Raw genomic sequence first — 25,302 nt, 5'->3', positions numbered from 1 at the left:
TGAATTTGAAAATTAATTATTGAAATTTAAAATACTATGTGGATACATATCTTAGTTTTTTTTACCACTTTTTGCTTCATGGAATTTATGGCTTGGTTTAGTCACAAATACATCATGCATGGTTTTTTATGGAGTTTACACGCCGATCATCACAAGAAAGATCATGATTCATGGTTTGAACGAAATGATGCATTTTTTATTTTTTATGCATTAGTTAGTATTGGTTGTTTTTTACTTTGGAAATACGAAATCTTAGAAATTGGTTTAGCAATTGGTATTGGAATTTTTGCTTACGGATTAGCTTATTTCCTAGTTCATGATATCTTTATTCACCAACGCTTTAAGTTGTTTAGAAACGCTAATAGCAGATATGCAAAAGCGGTTAGACGTGCTCATAAAATGCATCATAAACACATTGGAAAAGAACATGGAGAATGTTTTGGAATGCTGATTGTTCCTTTGAAATACTTTAAGAACTAAAAAATCCCGCAGTTGCGGGATTTTTTTATTTCATTAGTTGTTGTAAGGGTTTCAATTGCTCCATATCTACTTGTGATTTTTGGAGTAAACTCAACATATTCATTATGTGTGTCGGATTCATATCGTTTCCTAGAACACGAACTACTGCAAAACCATTTTCTTTTTTTCCTGCTAAAACAACAAACTCTTCAATGTGTTCGTCATCATTTCCAACGAAATAAATAGCTGCACCATCATTACCTGAACCAGCTTTCATTAATTGTTGATAGCTTTCGTCTTTCAAAATAGCTTTCACTTCTTTGATTTCTTTATCATATCCAGTAATATCTGTAGAATCAGTTCTAAAAGCCAGAATATTCATTTTTTCGAACGATTCTAATGCGGCTTTTTCTGTTTCAGATAATTCAACTTTATCCGTTTTAATGATATTGGAAGCTAAATCCAATGCAATAAACTTAGAAGATTCCGTGTTTTTTACAAAATACTTTTGAAGCGTTGGTTTGTCTTCACAACTCCAAAGTAAAATCAAACAAGAAACAAGTAATACTAACTTTTTCATAGTTTATTTTTTAGAAGCTTTTTTCAAATCATCGCCACCTGGTAAGCTCATTTTTTCGGTTAAAACAGAAATTTCATCTAAACTAAAATTTCCTGTTAATGATAAAACTACTGTTCCGGCATCTTTAACGTTTGAACCTTCAATGAACATTAAAAGCTCTCTTACTATGTTTTCGTTAGCTCCAGATTTCACATAAATTTTTACGTTTTTACCATCGCCATTCACACGCATTAATTCTTCTAATGGATTTGACTTTAAGTAACTATTTACAGTTGCTTTCATATCAGAACTAATTTTTGCGTTACTTGTAGTAAAAACTTTTAAGTTGTCTAATTTTTTAAGCAAGTTCATGTATTGTTGCATTTCTTTGTCTTTAGCATCAACTTTTACTTTGCTCATCATTTCAAACATCTTCTTGTTTACAACAACTGTTGCAACACCTTCTTTATCTTCAAATTTATCAAAAGCTCCTTGTGCAAAAGAAACTGTTGATGCCATTAAAAATGCTATAACTACTACTAAATTTTTCATGTCTATTTTATTTAAAAATTGTTTTTTTTGTTTTTTCGTATTCTTCTAAATATACTACACTTTCCATGCCAACGTTCACTTGTTCTGAAACCATTAACAAAGCTTTATGTGTAGCGGCAAACGCTTCTTCTGGATTATCATAAGTCCCTAAATCTTCATACTTAGGTTCTGATGGATAAAAATAGAAGGTTGCCAATCCAAAAAGCACTACAAAACTTGCTGCAATACCTATCCATTTTACAGTACTTTGTTTTCTAGGTTGTAATGGAAGTTTTTGCTCGAATTGCGTTCCTTTTTGTGTTTCAAAGTAACCAAACAGCGTTTGATATTTTGCCAAATGCGGCGCCACATCGTTGGAAGAAAAATAGGCCTTTAATTGTTTTTCTTCTACTATTGTAGTTTCTCCTTGAAAGTATTTTTCCAATAATTGTTCAACTAACTTGAGTTCCATAATTATGTGTTTTTTCAATTTGTTCTCTTAAGGTTTTTCGTGCTCTTGATAAAGCTACTCGAACCGCTGTTTCATTCATTTCTAATACTTGAGCAATTTCTGAAAATTCGTATTCTTCAATTTCTCTTAATTGTAATATCAATCGTTGTTGTTCGGGTAAATCGTTTATTAACTTTTCCGCCCATTGCAACGTATTTTGATGTTCAATTTGTGTTTCAACACTAGCTTGCTTGTCTTGATAATTGTTATGCACAATTTGCAAATTTGTAGCTCTTTTACTTTTCAGTTGATCCAAACAATAATTCTTGGTCATTGTCATCGCTAAAGCTTCTACACTATTGTATTGTTCCAAAGAACTGTTTTTATTCCATAATCGCACCAACACTTCTTGAGTAGCATCTTCAGCTTCCTCAGTACTCACGAGCATTCGTTTAGCTAAACGAAATAACTTATCCTTAAAAGGAGTGATTATTTGTACAAACTCGTTTTGGTTCATAGTAATGGGTTGGTTTATAATGAAGACGAATGTAATTTAATTTTGTTACAAATAAAAAAAGGTTTTGGCAAAAAACTACCAAAACCTTTTAAAATCAAATAATTAAACTTTAGTTAAAACATGAAATTCAAACCTAATTTATAATTTCTTCCTCTTGTATTATAACCAATTACTTCTTGGAAATCATCGTTTAAAATATTAGTTACAGTTCCAAAAATATGCAAACGATTTGGTAGTAATTCATACGAAATATTTGAATTAACCAACTGATAAGCAGCCAAATTAACCGCTTGCGTTGCCCAAATATTCGAATCGTAATAGGCGTCACTTCTTTTGTCAACATATTGATAATTGATTCCGAAAGTTCCTCTTTTGAATTTGTAATTCAAATCGACATTTCCTTTGTGTTTTGGAATTAATCGGTTTAATTGCTCTTCAACTTGAGTAAACGTATAATTTCCACCAATATTGAATCTTTCAGATAATGTATAACGAACACTTGTTTCAACTCCTTTTGAGTTGTAAGTTCCGTCGATGTTTATATAATTTGAAGCAAACGTTATTGGATCTGTAAAAAATCCAAAAGTATTTTCTTCTTCTCTATAAAAACCAACCGCATTTATCGTTAATTTTTTATCCAATAATTGCGATTCAAAGCCCAATTCTGCCGTAGCATTTTCTTCTGGAGTTAAATCTAAATTTCCATAAGGACCATATAATTGGTATAAACTTGGAGTGATGAAAGCTGTGCTATAAGAAGCTAAAACTTTCAAAGGTAAGTTCTCAAATGAATAACTTGGATTGAAGTTATAAACTGCTTGACTTCCGTATTCGCTGTGTGTATTGAAACGAGCTCCTGCGTTAATATTCAAACCAAATTCAGAATTAAAAACAACTGTTGCATACGGATCAAATAAATTGAATTTCGCTCCTTCTCTTGCTACATCAGTGTAAGCATCTTTTTGTGCCATATCGAAATACTGATATTGCGCACCTAAAACTAAATATACTTGTTTGCTGAAATTGTATTTATTGAAAGCATCAATCGAAGCACTTCTACCCGAATAATTGTAATTATCAATGGTTCCCGACCAAGAATTTGAAATATTTAAAACTCTATCAATTGTTGAAGCACCCGCATTTATAGCAAATTCTCCTTTATTGTATTTGTATTTTGGCAAGAATCCAATTCTGAATTGTTCTGAAAAACTATTGTTGTTCAAATCATCTGAATTCGCAATGAAACCGTCAAACGAATTGTCAAATGTGTTTTTGATTCGGTCATAATTCCCAAAAAACTCAAAACTTAATTTATCATTCGCTTTAAAACCAATTTTCTGCAACACATTTACTCTCGAAAACGTATCTTCTTCAAAATTTTCTCCTGCTGCTTCAGACATTCCTTTAGTTTCCGTGCTGTTTAAAGTGGTCATGTAGGAAACTTTATTAATCGTTCCGTTTACCGATAATCCTTGATTGAAATCTTGTGCACTTGTTTTTGAAGTTTCCGAAGTATTTTGCGTTCCCATATTGATGTATGCATTTCCTGAAATTTCCTTTTTAGCTGATTTTTTCAACGTAATATTGATAACTCCAGTCGCAGCTCCTGTTCCGTATAGCGTGCTCGAAGCTCCTTTCATTACTTCAATTTTCTCGATTTGTTCGACTGGAATCAAACGCAAATCATATTCGATATTAATTCCTGAAGCATCAGAAACTGGAACACCATCAATATAAATGGCTACTTGACGATTACGACCACCACGAATATAATAGCCTAAGTTTTTTCCATTAAACGATTGATTTCCATTGATTTCAACTCCCGCTACTTGACTCAAAACATTTGCTAAATTTTGACCTTTTTTAGCTTCTAAGTCTTGAGCGGTAATCACTTCAATAATTTTACCTGATTTTTCTTTGCTTTGCGCAAATTTTGTGTCGGAAACGACCACTTCTTTTAAATTAGTAACTTTTAGCGTATCTGATTCTTGAGCATACGCAAAAGCAGTAGCTAGTGAAAATACACTTAAGCCAATAAACTTTTTGTTCATTTTAGGTTAATAAAAATTTTAATAATTTGGGAGAAAAGCACAGAATTTACCCATACTCAAACTTTTTTTCCCGAAAGTTTGTTACTCAATGAATGTGGCAGGTCTCCTGGCTTGCGTCTTGTTATCAACCTTCCCATCGAAAGTTAGAAATTAGAAGTTAGAAGTTAGAAAATTTCTAAATTCAGAATTCTTAATTCTAAATTAACAACAGTGGTAATGTAGATAATAACAAGCTTTGTAGCTTACAGTTGCGGGTACAGCTTAGGTTTTACACCTAATTCCCTTTTAATGTTGTTTTGAAAAATTCAGAAACAACAACCAAAATTCGAGGGCAAAGGTATTATATTTTTATAAAAATGCAATATTTACTAAACATCTTTCAAAAAACTACTTCTTTTTATTCATCTTACGCCACAACCAAATAAAGCCAATAACAAAGTGTACTAAAATAATAGTTGCCACTGCATAAAGGAAAGCATTTGAATCTGTTCTCATCTTTTTTATTGCAAATTTAGTGGTTTTAGTAGTTTCTATTTGCAATTTTTGTTACACAATTTTCAGACCGCATATAAAACTGATTTTATCTTTTTTTGCGAACTTTGCGCAAACCTTTGCGCTCTTTGCGGTTAAAAAACTACTTTTGCAAAAAACATTTTCATGCGCCACTATTTCATTTTAGTTGTTTTATTTTTAGGATTTATCCAATGTAAAGAATCTGAAAGTTCTGCAAATCTGAACACTTCTGCACAAAATAGCATTCAACATGCAAAAGGCTTTTCTATTGAAAAATACGATGGTTTTTCGGTTATAAAAGTTTCTAACGCTTATCCTGAAGCTAAAAATGATTACACTTATATTCTTCACAAAAAAGGCGTTCAAATTCCAGATAGTTTACAACAATTTACTTCGATTGAAGTTCCAATTAAAAAAGTAATCGTTACTTCAACAACACATATTCCTGCTTTAGAATCATTAGGAGTAGAAAATACATTAATAGGTTTTCCAACCACTCAATATATTTCATCTGAAAAAACAAGAGCATTAATTGATGCTGGAAAAGTGAGAGATTTAGGTTCCAATCAAGGATTAAATACGGAAGTTATTTTAGACATACAACCCGATGTAATTGTTGGTTTTAGCGTTGATGGCGATTTAAAAACCTACAAAAACTTAGAAAAAAACGGTCAAAAAATCATCTTCAATGGCGATTGGACCGAAAAAACGCCTCTGGGAAAAGCCGAATGGATTAAGTTTTTCGGCGCACTGTATGATTTAGACGAAAAAGCAACTGAAATTTTTAACTCTATTGAGAAAGAATATAATTCGGTATTAACATTAGCAAAAAATACAAAAACCCAACCGACTATTTTTGCAGGTGCTATCTACGAAGACCAATGGTTTTTACCACAAGGCGATAGTTGGGCTGCCTATTTTTTAAAAGAAGCCAACGGAAATTATCTATGGAAAGATTCCAAAGGAACGGGAAGTTTAGCATTATCATTCGAAAGCGTTTTAGACAAAGCAAAAGACGCTGATTTTTGGATTGGTCCAGGGCAATTTGGCTCTATCAAACAAATTTTAGAAAGCAACCCCAATTACATTCATTTCAAAGCCGTAAAGAACAAAAACGTGTATTCGTTTAGTACTAAAAAAGGAAAAACAGGCGGTGTTATTTATTACGAATTAGCACAAAATCGACCTGATTTAGTTTTAAAAGATATTGTGAAGATTTTACATCCTGAAGTGTTACCAGATTATGAGTTATTCTTTTTTGAGAAGTTGAAATAGACACGAATTTCTCGAATTAACACGAATTACATTTCTTTAAATTTCTCACATTTCTTTAATCTGTGTTCCAAAAATAGATTCTAAAAATGTAATTTAGCCAAAAATTCAACGCATGTCATTAACCAAAAAGCAAAACTTTCTTTTTATCATCTTACTTTTAGTGATGGTGTTTTTGTTTTTGGTGAATATTAGCTTAGGGTCCGTTTCAATTCCTTTAAAAGAATTGGTTAACGGTCTTTTATCGCAAGAAATGAGTAAGGAAAGTTGGGAAATTATTCTGTGGAATTTCCGCTTTCCAAAAGCCATAACCGCAATTTTAGTTGGAATCGGACTTTCAATGAGTGGCTTGTTGATGCAAACCTTATTTCGAAATCCATTAGCGGGACCTTATGTATTAGGATTGAGTTCGGGTGCGAGTTTAGGAGTGGCTTTTATTATTCTAGGAACTGGAATTTTACCTACTTTTATTTCATCTTTCTTTCTATCAAATTACGGATTGGTTTTAGCCTCAAGTTTAGGTAGTTTTTTAGTTTTGATGGCGGTTTTATTGGTTTCCCAAAAATTAAAAGACACCATGGCAATCTTGATTGTAGGATTGATGTTTGGAAGTTTCACTAGTGCCATAGTTTCGGTTTTATCTTATTTTACTTCGGCTGAAAAATTGCAGAAATTTACTTTTTGGTCGATGGGAAGTATTTCGAATTTATCCTGGAATGAAATTTCACTTTTATCTGTTTTTGTTATAATCGGAATTGGCATTAGTTTTATGGTTATCAAACCTTTGAATGCTTTATTATTAGGAGAAAAATACGCTCAAAGTATCGGAATCAATTATAAGAAAACTCGATTTTTAATTATTATCGCCACCAGTATTTTAGCTGGAAGCATCACCGCATTTGCAGGGCCGATTGCGTTTATTGGTTTAGCAGTTCCTCACATGGCGAAACTATTCTTTCAAACGAGTAATCATTTTGTGTTGTTTTGGAGTACGCTGTTACTAGGCGCCATTGTCATGTTGTGTTGCGATACGATTGCACAAGTTCCAGGAAATGATATTACCTTACCAATAAATGCAATAACTTCTGTAATTGGAGCACCAGTTGTGATTTGGTTGTTAGTTAGAAAAAAACGTTTTTAGATTAACGTTATAAAAATTGAAATATAACCACATAGAAACATAGGTTGTTTTATGTTGAGAATAATATAGAAAACTTGTTTTTACAGATAGAATAAATGAAATAATATTAATCTATGTTTCTATGTGGTAAATTAAAAAATATGACACAAAAATATTTAGACGAACTGACATTTAACGTTATTGGAGCTGCAATTGAAGTGCATAAAAACATGGGAAGTGGATTATTAGAAAGTGTTTATCAACAATGCATGATTGAGGAATTAACCAATAGAAATATAAATTTTGTTTCCGAATTTAAAGTCCCTGTAGTTTACAAAGGAAAAGAACTTGATATTGAATTTCGTTGTGATTTATTTGTAGAAAATTGTTTAGTAGTTGAATTGAAATCAGTTTCAGAAATAAAACCAATTCATGATGCTCAAGTTTTAAATTATATGAACTTATTAAAGGTTCCGAAGGGAATTATAATCAACTTTAATTGTTTCAATATTTTCAGAGAAGGTCAAAAAACATTTGTAAACGAGTATTTCAAAAAATTAGAAAAAGAATAAAACTATGCAAAACTTTAGTTTCTTAACAAAACTCCAAAAAATCTATGTTTCTATGTGGTAAAACCTATTTCAAAAAGTTAGAAAAAGAATAAACCTATATAAAACTTTAGTTTCTAGATAAAACTCTAAAAAAAGTCTATGTTTCTATGTGGTAAAACCTATTTTTGTATTTCATAATGAGCGAACAAAATTTCACCATACAAACCCAAAACCTTTCGATTGGCTATAAATCCAAATCGGAAACGATTACTATTGCTCAAAACATTAATCTTGATTTAGAAAAAGGCAAATTAATCGCGTTAATTGGTGAAAACGGAATTGGGAAATCGACTTTATTAAAAACAATAACTGGAATTATTCCTCCTTTACAAGGTGAAGTTTCTTTACTCCATAAGTCGCTTCAAAGTTATAAACCACTTGATTTAGCGCAAGAATTAAGCATTGTTTTAACTGAAAAATTACCACCAAGTAATTTAACCGTTTACGAAATCATCGCTTTAGGAAGACAGCCATATACTAATTGGTTAGGTACTTTATCCGAAGAAGATAAAATCAAAATTGAAGAAGCTATCGCTTTAACCGAAATCCAACATTTGGTTCACAAAAAACATGATGAAATTAGCGATGGACAATTACAAATTGCTTTAATTGCTCGCGCTTTGGCTCAAGATACTTCGATTATCATTTTGGATGAACCTACGACCCATTTAGACTTGGTTCATAAAGCAACTTTATTAAAACTGTTGCAAAAATTAACTCATGAAACTGGCAAAACCATCCTCTACTCTACGCATGACATCGATTTAGCGATTCAAATGACAGATGAGATGATTGTGTTCACACCAACTCAAATCGTGCAAGACCAACCTTGTAATTTAATTCAAACTGGGATTTTCAATACGTTGTTTGATACCGAACATTTGATTTTTGATGCTTCCATTGGTAAGTTTAAAATCAAATAATTTATCCCAATTTTACCTTTTGTTTAACTATTTCTGTTATCGATTTTCATAATTTTACTAAAAAAAAGTTATGAAGTACCTTTACATTACCTTACTCTTAGCAACAATGAATAGCTTTGGACAATTAGTAAAAGTAGATTACGCAGACGGTAATCAAAAATTAGAAGGTTTTTTTGCTAAAGCACAAAAAGCAAATCCAAAGAAAATTGGTGTTATCGTTTTACCAGCTTGGATGGGCGTTGATGCTCACGCAAAAGAATCTGCAGAATCGTTGGCTAAATTAGGCTATCATGCTTTTGTAGCGGATATTTATGGTGTTGGAAACAATCCAAAAAATACAGGTGAAGCTGGAAAAAATGCTGGTTTCTACAAAAACAATCCTGCGGAATATCAGAAAAGAATTCAATTAGCGATTGACCAATTAGTAAAAGCGGGTGCTGATAAAAATCAGATTGCGGTTATTGGTTATTGTTTTGGTGGAACAGGTGCTATCGAAGCGGCTCGTGGTAACTTAAATGTAAAAGGAGTAGTTTCTTTTCATGGCGGTTTAGGGAAAGCAGCAAATAGTCCACCTAATGAAATTAAAGCAAAAGTTTTAGTATTACATGGAGCCGATGATCCTTACGTACCTGCTAAAGAAATTGAAGCTTTTCAAAACGAAATGCGCGAAACTAAAGCTGATTGGCAAATGATTTATTATGCAAATTCGGTTCACGCTTTTACTCACAAAGATGCAGGAAGCGATAACAGCAAAGGCACTGCTTACAACGAATTAGCCGATAAAAGAAGTTGGGAAGCGATGAAAACCTTTTTTATAGAAATTTTTAAATAATCGTTATAGTATTTCAATAATTGAAAACAGTTATTTCACCTGAAGTAGCTGTTTTTTTTATACATCAAAACTACTCACTTCTAAAACTTCACCTGCCTTCAAATCATTCAAATGAATGTTTCCAACCCGAACGCGAACCAATCGCAACGTAGGAAAACCAACCGCTGATGTCATTTTTCGCACTTGACGAAATTTTCCTTCGGTTAAGGTTATAGAAACCCAAGAAGTTGGTCCGTGACGTTCATCGCGAATCTTTTTTCCGCGTTCGCCTAAATTGGGAGTGGATTCTAATTTAAATGCTTTGCACTTTTTGGTTTTGTATTTTTTACCATGTAAACCGATTTCAACTCCGTTTCTTAATTGTTCTAAAGTTTCTTCGGTAATGATTCCATCGACTTGAGCATAATATTCTTTTTCTACTTTCTTGCTTCGGACAATTTCGCTCATCATGCCATCAGTGGTTAACAGAAGTAAGCCTTCTGAATCTTCGTCTAAACGACCAATTGCCATGGTGTTTTCTGGAAAATCGTATAATTCGCCCAACAACTTTTTCTTGCGTTTTAATTGGTAAATAAACTGCGATAAATATCCGTAAGGCTTATGAATAAGGAAATGATGATGCATTTAAAAATTACGTTTAAGAGACAACGAAGATAATAAAAACTGTTGGAGTGATACAAAAAATAAGGAGGCCTTGATTAAGACCTCCCTGTGTCGATTTTGATTTATTACGTTTTTCTGATCTGCTATAACTTGAGAGGAATAAACGACTGAATCTCTTTTTAGATATGTAACTAACGATATATTCAATAACTAATCAAAATCACATAGTAAAAGTACAAAACATTTCAACACAAATAAATGATTTTTAAATGTTTAACATATAATTATTATTAGCACTCGACAAAAGAATAATTACATCGACGAACTTATTTTCAATAAAATTTCGAAGAGTTTTAAGTACTAATATAGCTTCAAATTTTATTTTTTGCTACATTTACATTATAAAATAAAATCAACAACCATGTCACAAACCCTTTTAGTACTTGCCGCATTTATTATTGCTCTAGGAATTGGAATTTTCATTGGAAAAATATTATTTTCTGCCAAATCACAATCTGAAAAATCAGGTTTAGAAGAACGAATTAAGGGACTTTTAGGTCAAATTGAACAACTGAAAATTCAGTTTCAAACCGAGCGAAATCAGTTTGAAAAATCGTTTGCCCAACTTTCATCCGAAAAAGAAAATCTGCAAAAAGAAAAGGAATCTTTAGCCATTCATTTGGCTAAAAAGGAAAATGACTTCGATAATTTATTAGAACGCAATAAAGAACAAAAGCAAGAAGTAGAACAACTTCAAGAAAAATTCACAAAAGAATTTGAAAATCTAGCTAATAAAATTCTAGAAGAGAAAACAGTAAAATTTACGGAGCAAAACAAAGAGAATTTAAAAAATATTTTGTCGCCTTTGCAAGATAAAATCCAACTTTTTGAAAAGAAAGTCGAAGATACACATAAAGAAAGTATCGATTATCATGCAGCTTTACGCCAGCAAATTTTGGGACTTCGCGAAATGAACGAGCAAATGAGCAAAGAAACCATCAATTTAACCAAAGCCTTAAAAGGCGATAGTAAAATGCAAGGGAATTGGGGCGAATTGGTTTTAGAACGCGTTTTAGAAAAATCAGGATTAGAGAAAGACAGAGAATATTTTGTACAACAAAGTCACGTTACAGAAGACGGTAATCGAGTATTTCCAGACGTTATCATAAATCTCCCTGATGGCAAGAAAATGATTATCGATTCAAAAGTAACCTTAACCGCTTACGAACGTTACATCAACGAAGAAGATTCGGATATAAAAAATCAACATTTAAAAGAACATATTGTTTCAATAAATCGTCATGTAGAGCAATTAGGTAGCAAAAATTACCACGATTTGTACCACATGGAAAGTCCAGATTTTGTGTTGTTATTTATTCCTATTGAATCCGCTTTTGCTATTGCATTAAATGAAGATACAACGTTATACAACAAAGCATTCGAGAAAAATATTGTGATTGTAACACCTTCTACCCTTTTGGCAACTTTACGCACAATTGATAGTATGTGGACGAACCAAAAACAACAAGAAAATGCGATTGAAATTGCGCGTCAAGCTGGAGCTTTGTATGATAAATTTGAAGGTTTTGTTTCCGATTTGATTAAGATTGGTAAAAAAATGGACGAAGCTAAAATCGAATATGGTAACGCAATGAACAAATTGGTAGACGGAAAAGGAAACCTTATCACAAGCGTTGAAAAACTAAAAAAAATGGGAGCTAAAGCCAAAAAGGCTTTGCCTGAATCTGTTTTAAAAAGAGCTAATGAAACTGATGAAATTTCTTTACTTTCTGAAAACAATAACGACTAAAAAAAGAAAATTATGATGCGCAAAATTATTCTTTATATTGTTTTATCACTCACTTTAATTACAGTGGGTTACTTTAGTTTTATTTATTATGTACCCTATAGTGAAGGAGTTCGATCGGGCGAATTAATTAAAATTAGTCATAAAGGATTAATAATAAAAACGTGGGAAGGCGAACTGAGTCAAGGAATTTCTGGAGCTCAAATTTTTGCTTTTTCAGTGATGGAAGATGAAGTAGTAGTGATTGAAAATCTAAAAAAATGGCAAGGTAAAAAAGTGACTTTGGAATACGAAGAGCGCTATAAAACTTTCTTTTGGTGGGGCGATACTCGCTATTTTGTTACTAAAGTTTCACTTGAAAAATAACGTTTATGGAAATTGCCAATACAGTAGATGCTTCAAGAATTACGCTATCCGAATTAATGCTTCCTTCCCACTCTAACTTTAGTGGAAAAATTCATGGTGGTTATTTATTAAAATTAATGGATCAAATTGCTTTTGCTTGTGCTTCGAAATACTCAGGTTGTTATTGTGTGACAGCTTCTGTTGATACGGTTGACTTTTTGAATCCGGTGGATGTGGGTGAATTAGTAACTTTAAAAGCCTCTGTTAACTACGTTGGTAAAACTTCTATGGTTGTGGGAATTCGAGTAACATCGGAACACATTCAGACTGGAGTTAAAAAACATTGCAATTCGAGTTATTTCACTATGGTTGCTAAAGACGAATTTGGAAATAATGTAAATGTTCCAAAATTGATAATTTCAAATATGGAAGAGGTTCGTCGTTTTTATGATAGCATTAATCGTATTGAAAATAAAAAGAGAACGAAAGAAATTGAAAACAATTTTGATCATAAATCAAAAGAAGCTTTAGAAAACCTTAAAAAATATAATGTTGTAATTTCTGATAAAATATTTTAAATTTTTAATTGCAAAATCATCGGTGTTTTGAAAAAAAAGTTATATTTGTTTCAAACAATACAAACAAACTTTAACTAAATGATAAAAAAATACTCGATTTACGCTTTTATTATTAGTATTTCCCTCTTTATTTATGCCTGTTCAGACGATAATGAAGATGAATATACTCCCGTTTCACCTGTTACAGTTGACTTAACACAAGTCCCTTACCCGAAACTATCTGATTACAAATTCTTTGAAGGTGAAATAAAAAATCAAGTTCCTTCACTTGATGTTATTCCTTATGAACCTGCAAGTATTCTTTTTAGTGATTATGCACATAAAAAAAGATTCATTTGGATGCCTAAAAACACTCATGGTACCTATCAAGGCGATGGTAATATAATTAATTTACCTGTTGGAGCCGTTTTAATTAAAACCTTCTACTATGACAATGTACTTCCAGCAAATACAAGAAAAATAATAGAAACTCGCATTATGATTCGCAAATCTTCTGGTTGGATTTTTGCTGAATATGTTTGGAATGACGAGCAAACTGAGGCCTATTTAGATATGGCAGGAAGTTATAAAGACATTAATTGGATTGATGAAAACAATGTAACAAGAACGGTAAATTACAGAGTACCTTCGGAAGTTCAATGCATTGTTTGTCATAAAGAAAAAGAAACAATTGATGGTCAAGAAGTAACCGTTTTTACTCCTATTGGAATCAAACCTCAAAATTTAAACTTCAATTACAACTACGGAAGTACTTCAAGAAATCAATTAACGCACTGGATACAAAATGGATATTTAGAAAATATTGCATTACCGTCTGAAGCGAATACAGTTGTGGATTATAATGATTCTTCAAAACCTATCCGTGAAAGAGTTCGCTCTTACTTTGACATAAACTGTGCACATTGTCATAAAGAAAAAGGTCATTGCGATTACAGACCACTAAGACTAGCATTTAGTGATACTGGAACCTCAGATGGCTTAACTAATATGGGGGTTTGTGTACCTACTCAAGATATGCAAGATTTTGATCCTGAATTAGATAAATTAATAACTCCAAGAAGAACTGATAAATCAATGCTATTTCACAGAGTTAACACAACAAATGAAGCCTCAAGAATGCCTCTTCATGGTAGAACTTTAATTCATACTGAAGGAGTTGCCATAATTGAAGAATGGATTAATTCATTAGATGAATGTCGATAAACAAAAACTACAACCTAATAAATATGAAAAAAAATTACTTACTAATCCTTTTTGTTCTTAGTAGCATTATGACTTTTGCTCAGGACAATTGCGCAACTGCAATTCCAATTTCCTCAGGGGGAACTTTCACAGTAGGAACAATCAACGGAACTGAATTACCTGCTATAGCTTGTAATTTAAATAACACATCCACAACAGCAGCTGAATGGTATGCGTATACTCCATCACAAAATTTTTCTGTAACTATATCTTCTGATTTGGTAGAAAACATTTGTTTAGACACAAGACTACGTGTATATTCAGGAACTTGTGCTGCACTTACTTGTGTTGCTGGAGATGATGATTCTGGAACGGTTACTTGTTTATCTGGAAGTTCTTACTTATCTCGAGTTACTTTCAATGCTATTGCTGGAACAACTTATTATATAGTTTGGGACAATCGCTGGATGGCTACAGGATTTAATTTTCAAATCAGCGAATTACCTGCTGGTTACAATCCTTGTGCTGCTGCAACTCCAATTTCTGCTGGAACAACTGTCGTAAATGCAATTGATCAAACAAACATTGTAACTACATGTTCTTCATCTAGTTTATCTAAATGGTATTCTTATACTCCTAACATAAATGCTAATGTTACACTATCTTCTGATTTAGCAATTAATATCTGTAAAGACACCAATTTTAGTGTATACACTGGAAATTGTACAACTGGATTAACTTGTGTTGCCAATGATGATAATTCTGGAGTTATTGCTTGTAATTCTGGAAATACAAATTCTAATCTTTCTGTAAGAACATTTGAAGTCTCTGCAGGAGTTACTTATTACATTGTTTGGGATAATAAATGGAGTGCAGATGGATTTAGTTTTACTTTAACAGAAGCTCCAATTATAATTCCTGTTACTTATACTAATCAAACCGTTGCTACAATTAATAGTACTTATAACATTTGTATTGCAGATATGAATGGAGACTATAAAGACGATATTGTTGGAGTTAGCGCTAATAATTTAAGAGTTCACTTTCAAGGTGCTACACCTGGTACATATACCGTAACAGATTTTCCAATTACTGGAACAAGCGACATGCCTTCTTGGAGTATGGCTGCTGGAGATTTTAACAGAGATGGTTATAACGATTTAGTTCTTGGTAGTGGAAGTGGTTTAACATTTTGGAAATCTAATAACACAGGAACTGCCTACACTAACGTTAATCCTTCAGATTACATTTTTTGTCAAAGAACAAATTTTGTAGACATAAATAACGATGGAAATTTAGATGCTTTTTCTTGTCATGATGTTGCACCTAATGTGTACTATATCAACGATGGAAGTGGCAATATGAGTTATTATCAATCTGGCACGCCTGGTGCTTATTTATTAGGAATTACTCCAAGTGGTGGTAATTATGCTTCTCTTTGGACAGATTTTGACAATGATGGAGATTTAGATATGTTTATTTCAAAATGTTCAGGGCCTCCTTGTGAATTACACAGAAATGATGGAAATGGTGTATTTACCGATATTTCTGCAGCAGCTGGAATAAATGTTACTCCTATTCAAACTTGGTCTTCGGCTGTTGCTGATTTTGATAATGACGACGACATGGATGTTATCATTACAGCAAGTGCTGGTACACATAAATTCTTTAGAAATAATTTAGAAACAGCAACAACTGCTTTTACAAACATTACTGCGGGTTCTGGTTGGGACACAAATTCTTCTACAAATATTGATAACGTAGCTTACGATTTTGATAATGATGGAAAAGTAGACGTATTAGGTGGTGGAAATAAAATCATGTTTAACAAAGGAAATAATATTTTTGAAGCTACAAATTATACTGCTATAGGCGTAGGTGCTATTGGTGACTTAAATAACGACGGTTTTCTTGATATTTTAAATGGAACAACTGTTAGATACGCCGTGCCTAACGGAAACAACTGGGTTAAAGTTACATTACAAGGAATTCAAAGTAACCGCAATGGTATTGGTGCAAGAGTTGAAATTTACGGCCCTTTTGGTAAACAAATTAGAGATATTCGCAGTGGTGAAGGATTTAGATACATGAGTACTTTAAATGCTCATTTTGGAATTGGAACAAATACTACAATTTCACAAGTAATTATAAAATGGCCTTCAGGAATTGTTGATGTAATAAACAACCCTAACATTAACGAAACACTTTCTGTTATTGAAGGTTCAAGTCCGTTAAGTTTAGTAAACAATGAAGACAGAAAAATAGTTTTATATCCTAATCCAAGTTCAGATTTTATAGCGTTATCAAATATTGAAAATTTACAAATTAAAAATGTTTCTATAATATCTACATTAGGAAAAGTAGTTAAAAATGTTACGCTTACAGACTCAAGATTTTCAGTTTCTGATTTAGCGGAAGGGTTTTATATTCTTTTAATTGAAACTGCTGAAGGAAACAAATATTCAGAAAGTTTTATTAAGAAATAAACTTTTGATTTTTTTATAAAATTTAAAAACTGTCTTTACTTAAAGGCAGTTTTTATTTTTATATGTAAACTATTTTTTTATATTATTGCAAATTATTTTAACATGAAAATTTCTCAACTTTTATTCGTCCTTTTCTTTTGTATTTCGGCAGTTGCCCAAAAAAATGCAGACCCATCGCCTGAAGAAATTAAAACTGCAAAATCGATACGAGAAAAGTACGATAAATTTGATATCGCAATACTTAACAGTACCGAAAAAGTGACTTTTAACATTAACAAAACAAACGATCTTGTTGAAGTTAATTACAACGTAAAAGAACAATTAATGAATATAAATCATAGAGCTGATATTCAGAAATATGAATTTTATGACAGCCAATCTACAATTGAAAATTTCTCTTTAAAATACAAAACTGATAAACAAGCTAACTTTTTTGTAAACGATGAATTTTACAAAAGCGATGACTTATTCTACAACGATGCCCGAGTAAAATTTATGCAAGTTGATTTTCCTGTACAAGGTTATACGTACAAATATCAAATGGAAAAGAAAATCAAAGACAGTAAATATTTTACAAGTATTTATTTTAGCGATGAATTTCCAGTTATAGAAAAAAAGGTAATTATTGAAATTCCAAAATGGTTAGATTTAGAAATTAAAGAATTCAACTTCGAAGGTTTTGCTATCAAAAAAGCGATAACGCAAAATGGTGAAACTACTATTTACACTTACACCATTGAAAATTTAAACGGAAATCCAAAAGAAAACTACAGTCCAGGTCCTAGTTTTTTATATCCACATATCTTATTTGTTGCGAAATCATTTTCGGTTAAAAACGAGAAAAAAACACTTTTTAGTTCTTCTGCCGATTTATATAAATGGTACAAATCACTTGTTGATTCAATGAAAGATGATTCTAGCATTTTCGCTGATAAAGTAAAAGAATTAACTGCCAATGCAAAAACCGACGAAGAAAAGATAAAAAACATCTACTATTGGGTACAAGACAATATTAGATACATTGCTTTTGAAGACGGAATTGCAGGTTTTAAACCCGATGTTTCTCAGAATGTTTTCCAAAAAAGATATGGCGATTGTAAAGGAATGGCAAACTTAACAAAACAAATGCTAAAATTAGCAGGTTTTGACGCTAGATTGTGCTGGATTGGAACCAATCATATTGCTTATGATTACAGCACACCTTCCCTATCTGTTGACAATCACATGATTTGCGCTTTGATTAAAGATGGTAAAAAATACTTCTTAGACGGAACTGAAAAATACAACTCATTTGGAGAATACGCACAAAGAATTCAAGGAAAGGAAGTTTTAATTGAAGATGGGGATAAATTTATTTTAGATAAAATTCCAACACAAAAAGCAGCTTCAAATACTGAAAAAAGTACAATTAACTACGTTATTGAAAATGAAACCTTAAAAGGAAAAGTAAAAGCCGAATACCTTGGAGAAAGTAGAGCTTCTTTTTTATACAACTACAACTCAATAAAAAATGACAAAAAAGAAGATGCTTTACGATGGTATTTGAATTCGAAAGATAAAAACTGTACCGTAACCAACATTAAAACTTCGGATTTATTAAATAGAGATCAAAAGCTAACATTAGATTATGATGTTTCTATCGCCAATCATGTTTCTTCATTTGATAATGAAATTTATGTGGATTTAAATTACAACAAAGAATTCAATTCATTTGATTTCAAAGAACGTAAAACCGATTTTATGTTGAACTATAAATCATTTGATGACATTACGATTAGTTTACAAATTCCTGATGGTTATAAAGTATCGAAAATGCCTGAAAACATCTCAATAATTACAGATGATTATATCATTTTAATGAAATATGAAGTAAAAGGAAATACGTTAGAATATACCAAACAATTTCAATTTAAAAACGGAATCATCAAGTCTTCAAAATTTAATGATTGGAAAAATCATTATGCAACAATTCAAAAAAACTATTCAGAACAAGTTGTTTTAACCAAATAAAAATCAAAAATGAAATTCAAATTATTTTTACTAACCTTACTTTGGGTTAGCCTTTCACAAGCACAAACAAAAGACGAAATTAAAGATTTCTTTTGGGGCAAAAACGACGAATACAAAAGCGCAAATACAATTCCAGAAAAGTATAAAAACGAATCTGCAGTCGTAATTTATAAATATGAAGATTACGATTTTCATAAATTTGGAAAAAGCGTAACCTATAGAGCTGCCTTCAGAAAAAGAGTAAAACTAAACGATCAAGCTGCTGTCACAAGTTTCTCTGAATTTAGTTATTCAGAAAAATCAAATCCAAGATACGGAGCTGTTCTTAAAACAGTTATTGGTATAAAAGTTATTAAACCAAACGGAACAGAAAACATCATAAACACAGAAAAAGAAGCTGTTTCTGTTGATAAAGAGAAAAAAATTGCCGTTCCTAATTTAGAAATTGGCGATATTATTGATTTCTATAATTACAGCACAGAAACCTTTAGTTCAACTTATGAATTTGGGTTTGATGCGGTAGAAAGAACACTTGGCGAAACTTATCCTATTTTAAATTACAAATTAACTTTTCAAACCGAAAATGATTTCTTTGTTAACTTCAATACTTACAATAATGGCCCAGAATTAAAACAAATTCCGTTAGAAAAAAGTGGCGAACGTAAATATGAAATTGTTGCAACAGATATTCCTAAAAACGATTTTCCAAGATGGTTTTTACCATTAGTAGAACTTCCATGTTATAAATTTCAAGTTTATTTTGCGCGTTCTGGAAAATTTGAACAAAGAGCAGCTGCTTTTTTACCTGAAAAGGAAAGTATTATTAAAAGAGTAGCTACAAAAGAAGACATCTTTAATTATTATGATACTAAATTTTTCCCTTCGGGTAATTTAAATGATGTAGAAAACTTTTTAAAAGGAAAGAACTTTAAGTCTAATGAAGAAAAAGTAAAAGCCGTATATTATTTTATGCGTCACCAATTTTACACAAGATACATTGAAGCTTTTGTAATTAACGATGCTAATATTATGAATCCTTTTGGACTTTATGGTTATGATCCTGTTTTCTTTACAAAAGAAGAACAATTCATTAATTATTTCATGCAATTTCTAAAAAAACAAAAAATTGAATTTGATATTATTGTTGCTACTGGAAGAGAAAATGGACCAATAAGTGATGTGCTAATTCAAGAAAATATCAGAATTCTTCTTAAAGTAAATACAGAAAGCCCAATTTATTTCGGAATTTTTGATCCTTTTTCTATCCCAAATCAATTTGACAGTTCATTAGAAAACACAAAAGCATATGCTTTAAAAGTTTCAAAAAACAAAAAAGTAAGCGATATTGAAGAAATAACACTTCCTGGTTTAACCTATAAAGACAATGTTACAAAAGTAACAACAAACCTTTCTTTGAGCGCTGACTTTACATCGGCGAATGCTTCAAAAATTTCTTCTTTGTATGGTCATAATAAAGAGTTTGAGCATAATAATAAAATTTTATTTTATGATTACATCAATGAAGATTATGAAAAATATGGAACCAGTCCGGTTTTAGATTTAGTTAGAAAACAAAAAGACAAAGACAAATACAAAAAAGAATACACTGCTTTAATTGAAAAATTCAAACAAAATCAGGTTGAAAAATTCAAAAAAGAAATTGAAGAAGAATATGACATTAAAGTGGATAAACACGATTTAAAGGTGGATAAAACAGGTCGATTTGGCATCGACGAACCATTAGTGATTACAGAAAACTTCACTATTACTTCAAATTTCATCAAAAAAGCAGGAAACAATTATATTTTAGATATTGGGAAATTTATCAGTTCACAAGTAGATATTGAAGAAAAAGAATACGAAAGAACCAATAACATCTATACTATTTTCCCACGCTCTTTTGAATATACTATCAACTTAGATATTCCAGAAGGATACACTCTTAGTGGTTTAGAAAAATTAAACGTAAAAGTGGAAAACGAAACCGGAAGTTTTGTAAGTAAAGCCGAAGTAAAAGACAATAAATTAGTTATTGTTTCCACAAAAAATTACATCAATTCTTACGAACCAAATGCTAACTGGAAAAAAATGATTGCTTTCTTAGATGCAGCATATCAGTTTTCACAAGAAAAAGTACTACTTAAAAAGAATTAAAAAAACAAAACCGAGCTAAGCTCGGTTTTTTTATGGTTTAAAAAACACGTACCAAATTAAATCCAAAAGCAAACTCACCTTTTCCCCAATCACCTACTGTTTGCCCTAGATATCCTGTTTCATGCATTGCTGTTGCGTTAGTAAAATGCATTTGAAAAACGTGTCCGCCTGTTTCTAAATCAAAACCTATTGATAGCGGATTTTTATAAATAGATTCACTAGTGCGATTTAAATGAGCTACATAATCGACATTAAACGACCAACGCTTAGTTAACTTATAACGACCTCCAATTCCTATTGCATATTGCGTATTTTCTTGAGGATTTGGAGAAATAAGCATATTATTTTCATCTAAAACATCACGTAATGTATTTTCATGAAAAAGGGTTGGCGCCAATTCTAAAGATAACTTTTCTGAGAATTTTCGAGAAATTAAAATTTGAGTGGCAAAACTCAGGCGATTTTCAAATTCTAATTTTGGATAATCTTCCTCTTTTAATTCGGTATTAACTGCTACACTATTAAATCCAACAATAGTTACTGGAAAGTTATTTTCTCCTTGCGAAAACAATCGATATTTTGCCGCTGCATCATAGGTTTCTTGAAAACCACTTCTTGATACATGAACTGTTAACCAATCATTTACTCCGTAAAGAAATTTTAGTTGCGTATTGGCATTGTCCAATCCGAAAAAATCGTCAAATCCATTATTTACAAATCCAAAGCGATGCGCTACCACAAAATAAAAATCACCCTTTGCGGCTAATTTTGTAGATTCTAAATTCACAATTTTTAACGATTTAAAAGCCGATTCTACCTTTTGATTTTGAGGAACAGAATCGATTTCATTTAATAAATCATCTTGGGAAAATCCCAAAAATGGGAAAATCAGGGCAAAGAAGAATGTTTTTTTCATAAAATTTGTTTTAATCTACTATTAGAATTTTAGAAGCTAATCCTTTATCAGAATCCACTTTAACTATATACGTTCCTTTTTGCAAATTGGATGTTTCTATTCTTGAAGAAGTTGTTTTTAGTAACTCCTTTTTAACAAGTCGTCCTAAGTAATCATATATGAAAATGGTTGCATTAGAAGTTAAATCAGATAAATCAATAGTAACATATTCTTTAGCAGGATTTGGATACATCTTAAATTCTGATAATACAAAATCGTTGTTTCCTAAAGTAAAATTAGCCGAAGTAACTCCTCTTCCTCCGTGATACGATAAAGTGTAGCTGTTCGCCGTACTTCCGTAAGCCCAAATCAAACTTATTGGATTTGGATTGGATGAGAATATATAATCATTTGTATCTCCTGTACTCAATGCTCTAGTAGCAATAATAGTTCGAACAGAACCACTTACCGTATTTGATGTTACTGTCCAATGCTGAGTTGGATCTGATACTGGTGCAGAAAAACCAGTTAGATATCGATCAAATGAAGGCAATGCTACAGTATTTGCATGACAAACCACTACATCTGTTCCTGCTGTCATTGAACTAGCTCCAAAACCTAAAGCAAACCAACGATTAGAAGGTCCAGTTAAAGTAAGCGTTACCAAAGTGTTTACATCTATCTTAGCTGTCATAGCAACTCCAGCCGTATTATTCAAACTAATTGTTCCAGTTGAATAACCCTGTGCCCAGCTGTAAAAAGTGGCTAAAAAATAAAATAAAAAAGTAATTTTTTTCATAATCTATAGTTTTAATAAGTGTTGTATTTTTTCGTCTTTTAAGTTGATTGCATATGCTTTTGCCGTCATTCCCATATTATCTTTTATAGTAATTTGAGGTCGATATTGCATTAAAAGTGCTATCATTTCATAATTTCTAAATTGAATAGCATAATGCAAAGCAGTAAAGCCATTTCCGTCTTGTAAATCGGGATTAGCTTTATTTTCTAGTAATAATTTTACTAATTTTTGATTGTTTTTAACTACCGAAGCCATTAAAGCAGTTCCATTTGGACTCACATTATTTAAATTGGCTTTTTGTTGAATTAAAAAAGTAGCTACCTCATCATTACTGTTGTAACAAGCTAAAATCAAAGGCGTAAATCCTTGAACGGTCTTACTCTCAATTGCCTGAGGTTGTGCTATTAATAAAGAAGACATTTCGGCAACTGTTCCTCTTCTGGCAACATCAAAAATAGTGACTTGAGAAAAAACCGAAGAAAATCCCAAAAAAGCGATGATTAAAATAATTGATTTCATACGTTTCATTTTATTCTTCTATTGTACATTGATCCATTCGTAACTCATTGAACAATTCGTCATAGCCAATAAATCGTCCTTTTAATTTTACCAATTCTCCCATCTTAGCGCTATTCATTTCGTCTTTAGAAGTAGTAGCGATTAACTTGTTATCTAACGTAATCGTGTTTTGTTTTAAATCCAATGCTGTAACATTTCCGTATATGGAAATAGTTTGGTCAGCATAAGTTACCGTTGAAGAATCTGGATTATTTAAGAAACGTTGCGATAATTCACTCACACTAGTTTCAAAAGCGGCTTTTTCAGCATCAATATCGCGATGGGATTGATACACATAAAAATACAAAACAACAATGGCAGAAAGTAATACCAAAGCGACACCTAGTCCTAATCTAAATTTTAATTTTCTATTCATAACTAATACTTTTTAAAATGAAAAAAATGATACAAAAACTCCCAATTCTAGCTCTTATTTTAGTAACGTTTTCGGGTTGTAGCGAAGACAGTGTTTCCGACTTAACAGAAACCGAAATTCCAACATCAATAAGTTATCAAAATGATGTGAGACCCATAATTCAAAACAATTGTTTGAATTGCCATGGAAACCCAACCAATTTTGGCGCGCCCAATTCTTTAACTACTTACGAAAATGTGAAGGCTTCGGTTTTAAATAATTTAATTGACCGAATTTCAAGACCAGAAGGAACATCTGGAGCCATGCCGCTTGGTGGTCCTAGATTATCTCAAAATGATATAAACATTATCATAGCATGGCAAAATGCTGATTTTCCTCAATAACTAAATTTTAAGATTATGAAAACTAAAATAATTATGGCTTTACTTTTAATTAGTAGCCTCAGCTTTTCACAAGACAAATTAATTACGAAAACTGGAACCATAACTTTTGAAGCTTCGGCACCTTCATTTGAAGAAGTAAAAGCCAAAAATTCAGGCGTTTCTTGTGTATTAAATACGAAAACAGGTGAAATTGCTTCATTAGCATTAATGAAAGGGTTTCGTTTTAAAGTCGCCTTAATGGAAGAACACTTTAATGAAAATTATGTAGAAAGCGACAAATTTCCAAAAGCAACTTTTAAAGGAAAAATAGAGAATTTCGATTTATCTAAAATAACTACAACAACAAACAATTATACCATTAAAGGAAAATTAGAACTACATGGAAAATTAAAAGATATTGTTATTACCGCAAAAATTAAAAAAGGAAAAGATGGCATAGAAATTGTTTCAGACTTTAGTGTCAATACAGACGATTTCGACATTGAAATTCCAAGTGTGGTAAGTAAAAAAGTTACCAAAAAAGTAAATGTACAGTTTGAATTTGTATTGAAATAGTATTTTATTACATTTACAACATTATTCAAACAAACTATTCAAATGAAAAAACTATCACAAATTGCATTAACTGCCTTATTATTTGTAGGAATTACAGCTACTGCGCAAACTCAATTAAAAAAAGGCTCTGTAACATATAGCATGACAATGCCTAATGCTTCAGAAGAAATGGCTGCTATGGGCGAAAGTACAATTACCGTACATTTTGACGAAAAAAATCAAGCTACCGACATGAGTATGATGGGCGGCATGATGTTAATGAAAACTATTGTTCCTACAGCAAATAAAAAAGATTCTAAAATGACTGTGGAAGTTATGGGAATGAAATATGAAATTACCGATATTGGTGAAGAAGCTAGCAAAGCAACTAACAATGTAGGAAATGTTGAAAACGCTACAGAAGTTATCTATGACAAAAAAGACACTAAAGAGATTTTAGGCTTCAAATGCTACAAAGCTACCATTTCTATGAACGATGGAACTAAAAGCGTATTTTATATCACAGATGCAATTGCACCACAAGCTGTTGAAGCAGATGCTAAAGTAAAACTTTCAGGCTATCCACTAGAAATGAATGTAAAAACTGCACAAGGCGAAATGGTAATGATGGCAACTAAATTTTCAAAAGAAATAACTGCAGATGCTTTTAAAGTAGGTGAAGGTTTTACAAAAGTAACTATGGAAGAGTTTCAAAAACAAATGGGTGGTATGTAAATCTACCTTCCAAAAATA

Annotated in this window: 26 protein-coding genes and 1 riboswitch; of the genes, 16 read left to right on the top strand and 10 right to left on the bottom strand. The window is 31.6% G+C overall.

Annotated elements, in window-relative coordinates; genetic code table 11:
* The first annotated feature begins 36 nt into the window (after positions 1 to 36).
* A complete protein-coding gene (locus B0I03_RS00545; RefSeq protein WP_111565542.1) occupies positions 37 to 480 on the top strand; it encodes a sterol desaturase family protein in 444 nt (147 codons plus the stop codon).
* Between the two features lie 25 nt (positions 481 to 505).
* Here B0I03_RS00545 and B0I03_RS00540 read toward each other — a convergent pair whose 3' ends face one another.
* The 5 genes from B0I03_RS00540 to B0I03_RS00520 form a co-directional block, all read right to left on the bottom strand.
* Positions 506 to 1,039, bottom strand: a complete 534-nt coding sequence (locus tag B0I03_RS00540) for a DUF4252 domain-containing protein (RefSeq protein WP_111565541.1) — start codon at positions 1,037 to 1,039, stop codon at positions 506 to 508.
* A 3-nt stretch (positions 1,040 to 1,042) separates the two neighbouring features.
* Positions 1,043 to 1,570 (bottom strand): DUF4252 domain-containing protein, encoded by a 528-nt coding sequence (locus B0I03_RS00535; protein ID WP_111565540.1) that lies wholly within the window; start codon positions 1,568 to 1,570, stop codon positions 1,043 to 1,045.
* Between the two features lie 7 nt (positions 1,571 to 1,577).
* On the bottom strand, positions 1,578 to 2,021 hold the full coding sequence (locus B0I03_RS00530; RefSeq protein ID WP_111565539.1) for a hypothetical protein: 444 nt from the start codon (positions 2,019 to 2,021) through the stop codon (positions 1,578 to 1,580).
* Positions 2,002 to 2,517 (bottom strand): RNA polymerase sigma factor, encoded by a 516-nt coding sequence (locus B0I03_RS00525; protein WP_111565538.1) that lies wholly within the window; start codon positions 2,515 to 2,517, stop codon positions 2,002 to 2,004. Before B0I03_RS00525 ends, B0I03_RS00530 begins: the two co-directional genes overlap by 20 nt.
* Before the next feature lie 113 nt (positions 2,518 to 2,630).
* Positions 2,631 to 4,568, bottom strand: coding sequence for a TonB-dependent receptor plug domain-containing protein (locus B0I03_RS00520; RefSeq protein WP_111565537.1), 1,938 nt, complete (start codon positions 4,566 to 4,568; stop codon positions 2,631 to 2,633).
* Between the two features lie 79 nt (positions 4,569 to 4,647).
* A riboswitch (cobalamin riboswitch) is annotated at positions 4,648 to 4,906 on the bottom strand.
* A gap of 319 nt (positions 4,907 to 5,225) precedes the next feature.
* Between B0I03_RS00520 and B0I03_RS00515 the strand changes: the two genes are divergently transcribed.
* The 5 genes from B0I03_RS00515 to B0I03_RS00495 all read left to right on the top strand — a co-directional run bounded on the left by B0I03_RS00515 (position 5,226) and on the right by B0I03_RS00495 (position 9,839).
* The gene (locus B0I03_RS00515) at positions 5,226 to 6,356 is read left to right on the top strand and encodes an ABC transporter substrate-binding protein (protein ID WP_111565536.1); all 1,131 of its coding nucleotides are present in this window, start codon (positions 5,226 to 5,228) and stop codon (positions 6,354 to 6,356) included.
* A gap of 112 nt (positions 6,357 to 6,468) precedes the next feature.
* Entirely contained in the window at positions 6,469 to 7,494 is a 1,026-nt protein-coding gene (locus B0I03_RS00510) for a FecCD family ABC transporter permease (protein WP_111565535.1), read from the top strand.
* Positions 7,495 to 7,634: 140 nt separating this feature from the next.
* A complete protein-coding gene (locus B0I03_RS00505) occupies positions 7,635 to 8,045 on the top strand; it encodes a GxxExxY protein (RefSeq protein WP_111565941.1) in 411 nt (136 codons plus the stop codon).
* Between the two features lie 176 nt (positions 8,046 to 8,221).
* Positions 8,222 to 9,007, top strand: coding sequence for an ABC transporter ATP-binding protein (locus B0I03_RS00500; protein ID WP_111565534.1), 786 nt, complete (start codon positions 8,222 to 8,224; stop codon positions 9,005 to 9,007).
* 70 nt (positions 9,008 to 9,077) lie between these two features.
* Positions 9,078 to 9,839: a dienelactone hydrolase family protein gene (locus tag B0I03_RS00495; protein WP_111565533.1), complete on the top strand. Its 762-nt coding sequence runs from the start codon at positions 9,078 to 9,080 to the stop codon at positions 9,837 to 9,839.
* A gap of 57 nt (positions 9,840 to 9,896) precedes the next feature.
* On the opposite strand, the gene B0I03_RS00490 is transcribed toward B0I03_RS00495, so the two are convergent.
* Positions 9,897 to 10,463: a pseudouridine synthase gene (locus B0I03_RS00490; RefSeq protein ID WP_111565532.1), complete on the bottom strand. Its 567-nt coding sequence runs from the start codon at positions 10,461 to 10,463 to the stop codon at positions 9,897 to 9,899.
* Between the two features lie 400 nt (positions 10,464 to 10,863).
* Here B0I03_RS00490 and rmuC point away from each other — a divergent pair, with 400 nt between their 5' ends.
* The 7 genes from rmuC (at position 10,864) to B0I03_RS00455 (ending at position 21,004) form a co-directional block, all read left to right on the top strand.
* Positions 10,864 to 12,252: a DNA recombination protein RmuC gene (rmuC, locus tag B0I03_RS00485; protein WP_111565531.1), complete on the top strand. Its 1,389-nt coding sequence runs from the start codon at positions 10,864 to 10,866 to the stop codon at positions 12,250 to 12,252.
* Positions 12,253 to 12,267: 15 nt separating this feature from the next.
* Positions 12,268 to 12,615 (top strand): 6-phosphogluconate dehydrogenase, encoded by a 348-nt coding sequence (locus B0I03_RS00480; RefSeq protein WP_111565940.1) that lies wholly within the window; start codon positions 12,268 to 12,270, stop codon positions 12,613 to 12,615.
* A 5-nt stretch (positions 12,616 to 12,620) separates the two neighbouring features.
* Positions 12,621 to 13,172: an acyl-CoA thioesterase gene (locus B0I03_RS00475; RefSeq protein WP_111565530.1), complete on the top strand. Its 552-nt coding sequence runs from the start codon at positions 12,621 to 12,623 to the stop codon at positions 13,170 to 13,172.
* A 78-nt stretch (positions 13,173 to 13,250) separates the two neighbouring features.
* The gene (locus B0I03_RS00470; RefSeq protein ID WP_111565529.1) at positions 13,251 to 14,375 is read left to right on the top strand and encodes a hypothetical protein; all 1,125 of its coding nucleotides are present in this window, start codon (positions 13,251 to 13,253) and stop codon (positions 14,373 to 14,375) included.
* Positions 14,376 to 14,398: 23 nt separating this feature from the next.
* Positions 14,399 to 16,840 (top strand): FG-GAP-like repeat-containing protein, encoded by a 2,442-nt coding sequence (locus B0I03_RS00465; protein WP_181452312.1) that lies wholly within the window; start codon positions 14,399 to 14,401, stop codon positions 16,838 to 16,840.
* A 102-nt stretch (positions 16,841 to 16,942) separates the two neighbouring features.
* Positions 16,943 to 18,850, top strand: a complete 1,908-nt coding sequence (locus tag B0I03_RS00460; protein ID WP_111565527.1) for a transglutaminase-like domain-containing protein — start codon at positions 16,943 to 16,945, stop codon at positions 18,848 to 18,850.
* Positions 18,851 to 18,859: 9 nt separating this feature from the next.
* Entirely contained in the window at positions 18,860 to 21,004 is a 2,145-nt protein-coding gene (locus B0I03_RS00455) for a DUF3857 domain-containing protein (protein ID WP_111565526.1), read from the top strand.
* A 37-nt stretch (positions 21,005 to 21,041) separates the two neighbouring features.
* Here the strand turns inward: B0I03_RS00455 and B0I03_RS00450 are convergent, their stop codons facing one another.
* From B0I03_RS00450 to B0I03_RS00435, 4 genes are read right to left on the bottom strand one after another with little or no spacing between them, the layout of a single operon-like run.
* The gene (locus B0I03_RS00450) at positions 21,042 to 21,920 is read right to left on the bottom strand and encodes a DUF5777 family beta-barrel protein (protein ID WP_111565525.1); all 879 of its coding nucleotides are present in this window, start codon (positions 21,918 to 21,920) and stop codon (positions 21,042 to 21,044) included.
* A 10-nt stretch (positions 21,921 to 21,930) separates the two neighbouring features.
* Complete coding sequence (locus B0I03_RS00445; RefSeq protein WP_111565524.1) at positions 21,931 to 22,698, bottom strand: T9SS type A sorting domain-containing protein; 768 nt, start codon at positions 22,696 to 22,698, stop codon at positions 21,931 to 21,933.
* A 3-nt stretch (positions 22,699 to 22,701) separates the two neighbouring features.
* Positions 22,702 to 23,217 carry an ankyrin repeat domain-containing protein gene (locus B0I03_RS00440; protein WP_181452311.1) on the bottom strand — a complete coding sequence of 172 codons (516 nt, stop codon included), beginning with the start codon at positions 23,215 to 23,217 and terminating at the stop codon, positions 22,702 to 22,704.
* A 10-nt stretch (positions 23,218 to 23,227) separates the two neighbouring features.
* Complete coding sequence (locus B0I03_RS00435) at positions 23,228 to 23,632, bottom strand: OB-fold protein (protein WP_111565522.1); 405 nt, start codon at positions 23,630 to 23,632, stop codon at positions 23,228 to 23,230.
* 26 nt (positions 23,633 to 23,658) lie between these two features.
* On the opposite strand from B0I03_RS00435, the gene B0I03_RS00430 reads away from it, so the two are divergent.
* Genes B0I03_RS00430 through B0I03_RS00420 form a run of 3 tightly spaced genes read left to right on the top strand, consistent with a single transcriptional unit; the run spans position 23,659 to position 25,284 of the window.
* Positions 23,659 to 24,015, top strand: coding sequence for a c-type cytochrome (locus B0I03_RS00430; protein ID WP_133607724.1), 357 nt, complete (start codon positions 23,659 to 23,661; stop codon positions 24,013 to 24,015).
* 15 nt (positions 24,016 to 24,030) lie between these two features.
* Positions 24,031 to 24,570, top strand: a complete 540-nt coding sequence (locus tag B0I03_RS00425; protein ID WP_111565520.1) for a YceI family protein — start codon at positions 24,031 to 24,033, stop codon at positions 24,568 to 24,570.
* 42 nt (positions 24,571 to 24,612) lie between these two features.
* Entirely contained in the window at positions 24,613 to 25,284 is a 672-nt protein-coding gene (locus tag B0I03_RS00420; protein ID WP_111565519.1) for a hypothetical protein, read from the top strand.
* Positions 25,285 to 25,302 lie beyond the last annotated feature (18 nt).

Source organism: Flavobacterium aquaticum, from assembly GCF_003259835.1.
Taxonomy (GTDB): Bacteria; Bacteroidota; Bacteroidia; order Flavobacteriales; family Flavobacteriaceae; genus Flavobacterium; species Flavobacterium aquaticum.
Note: the sequence above shows the minus strand (reverse complement) of the source record. Positions and strands in the feature narration are given on the sequence as shown.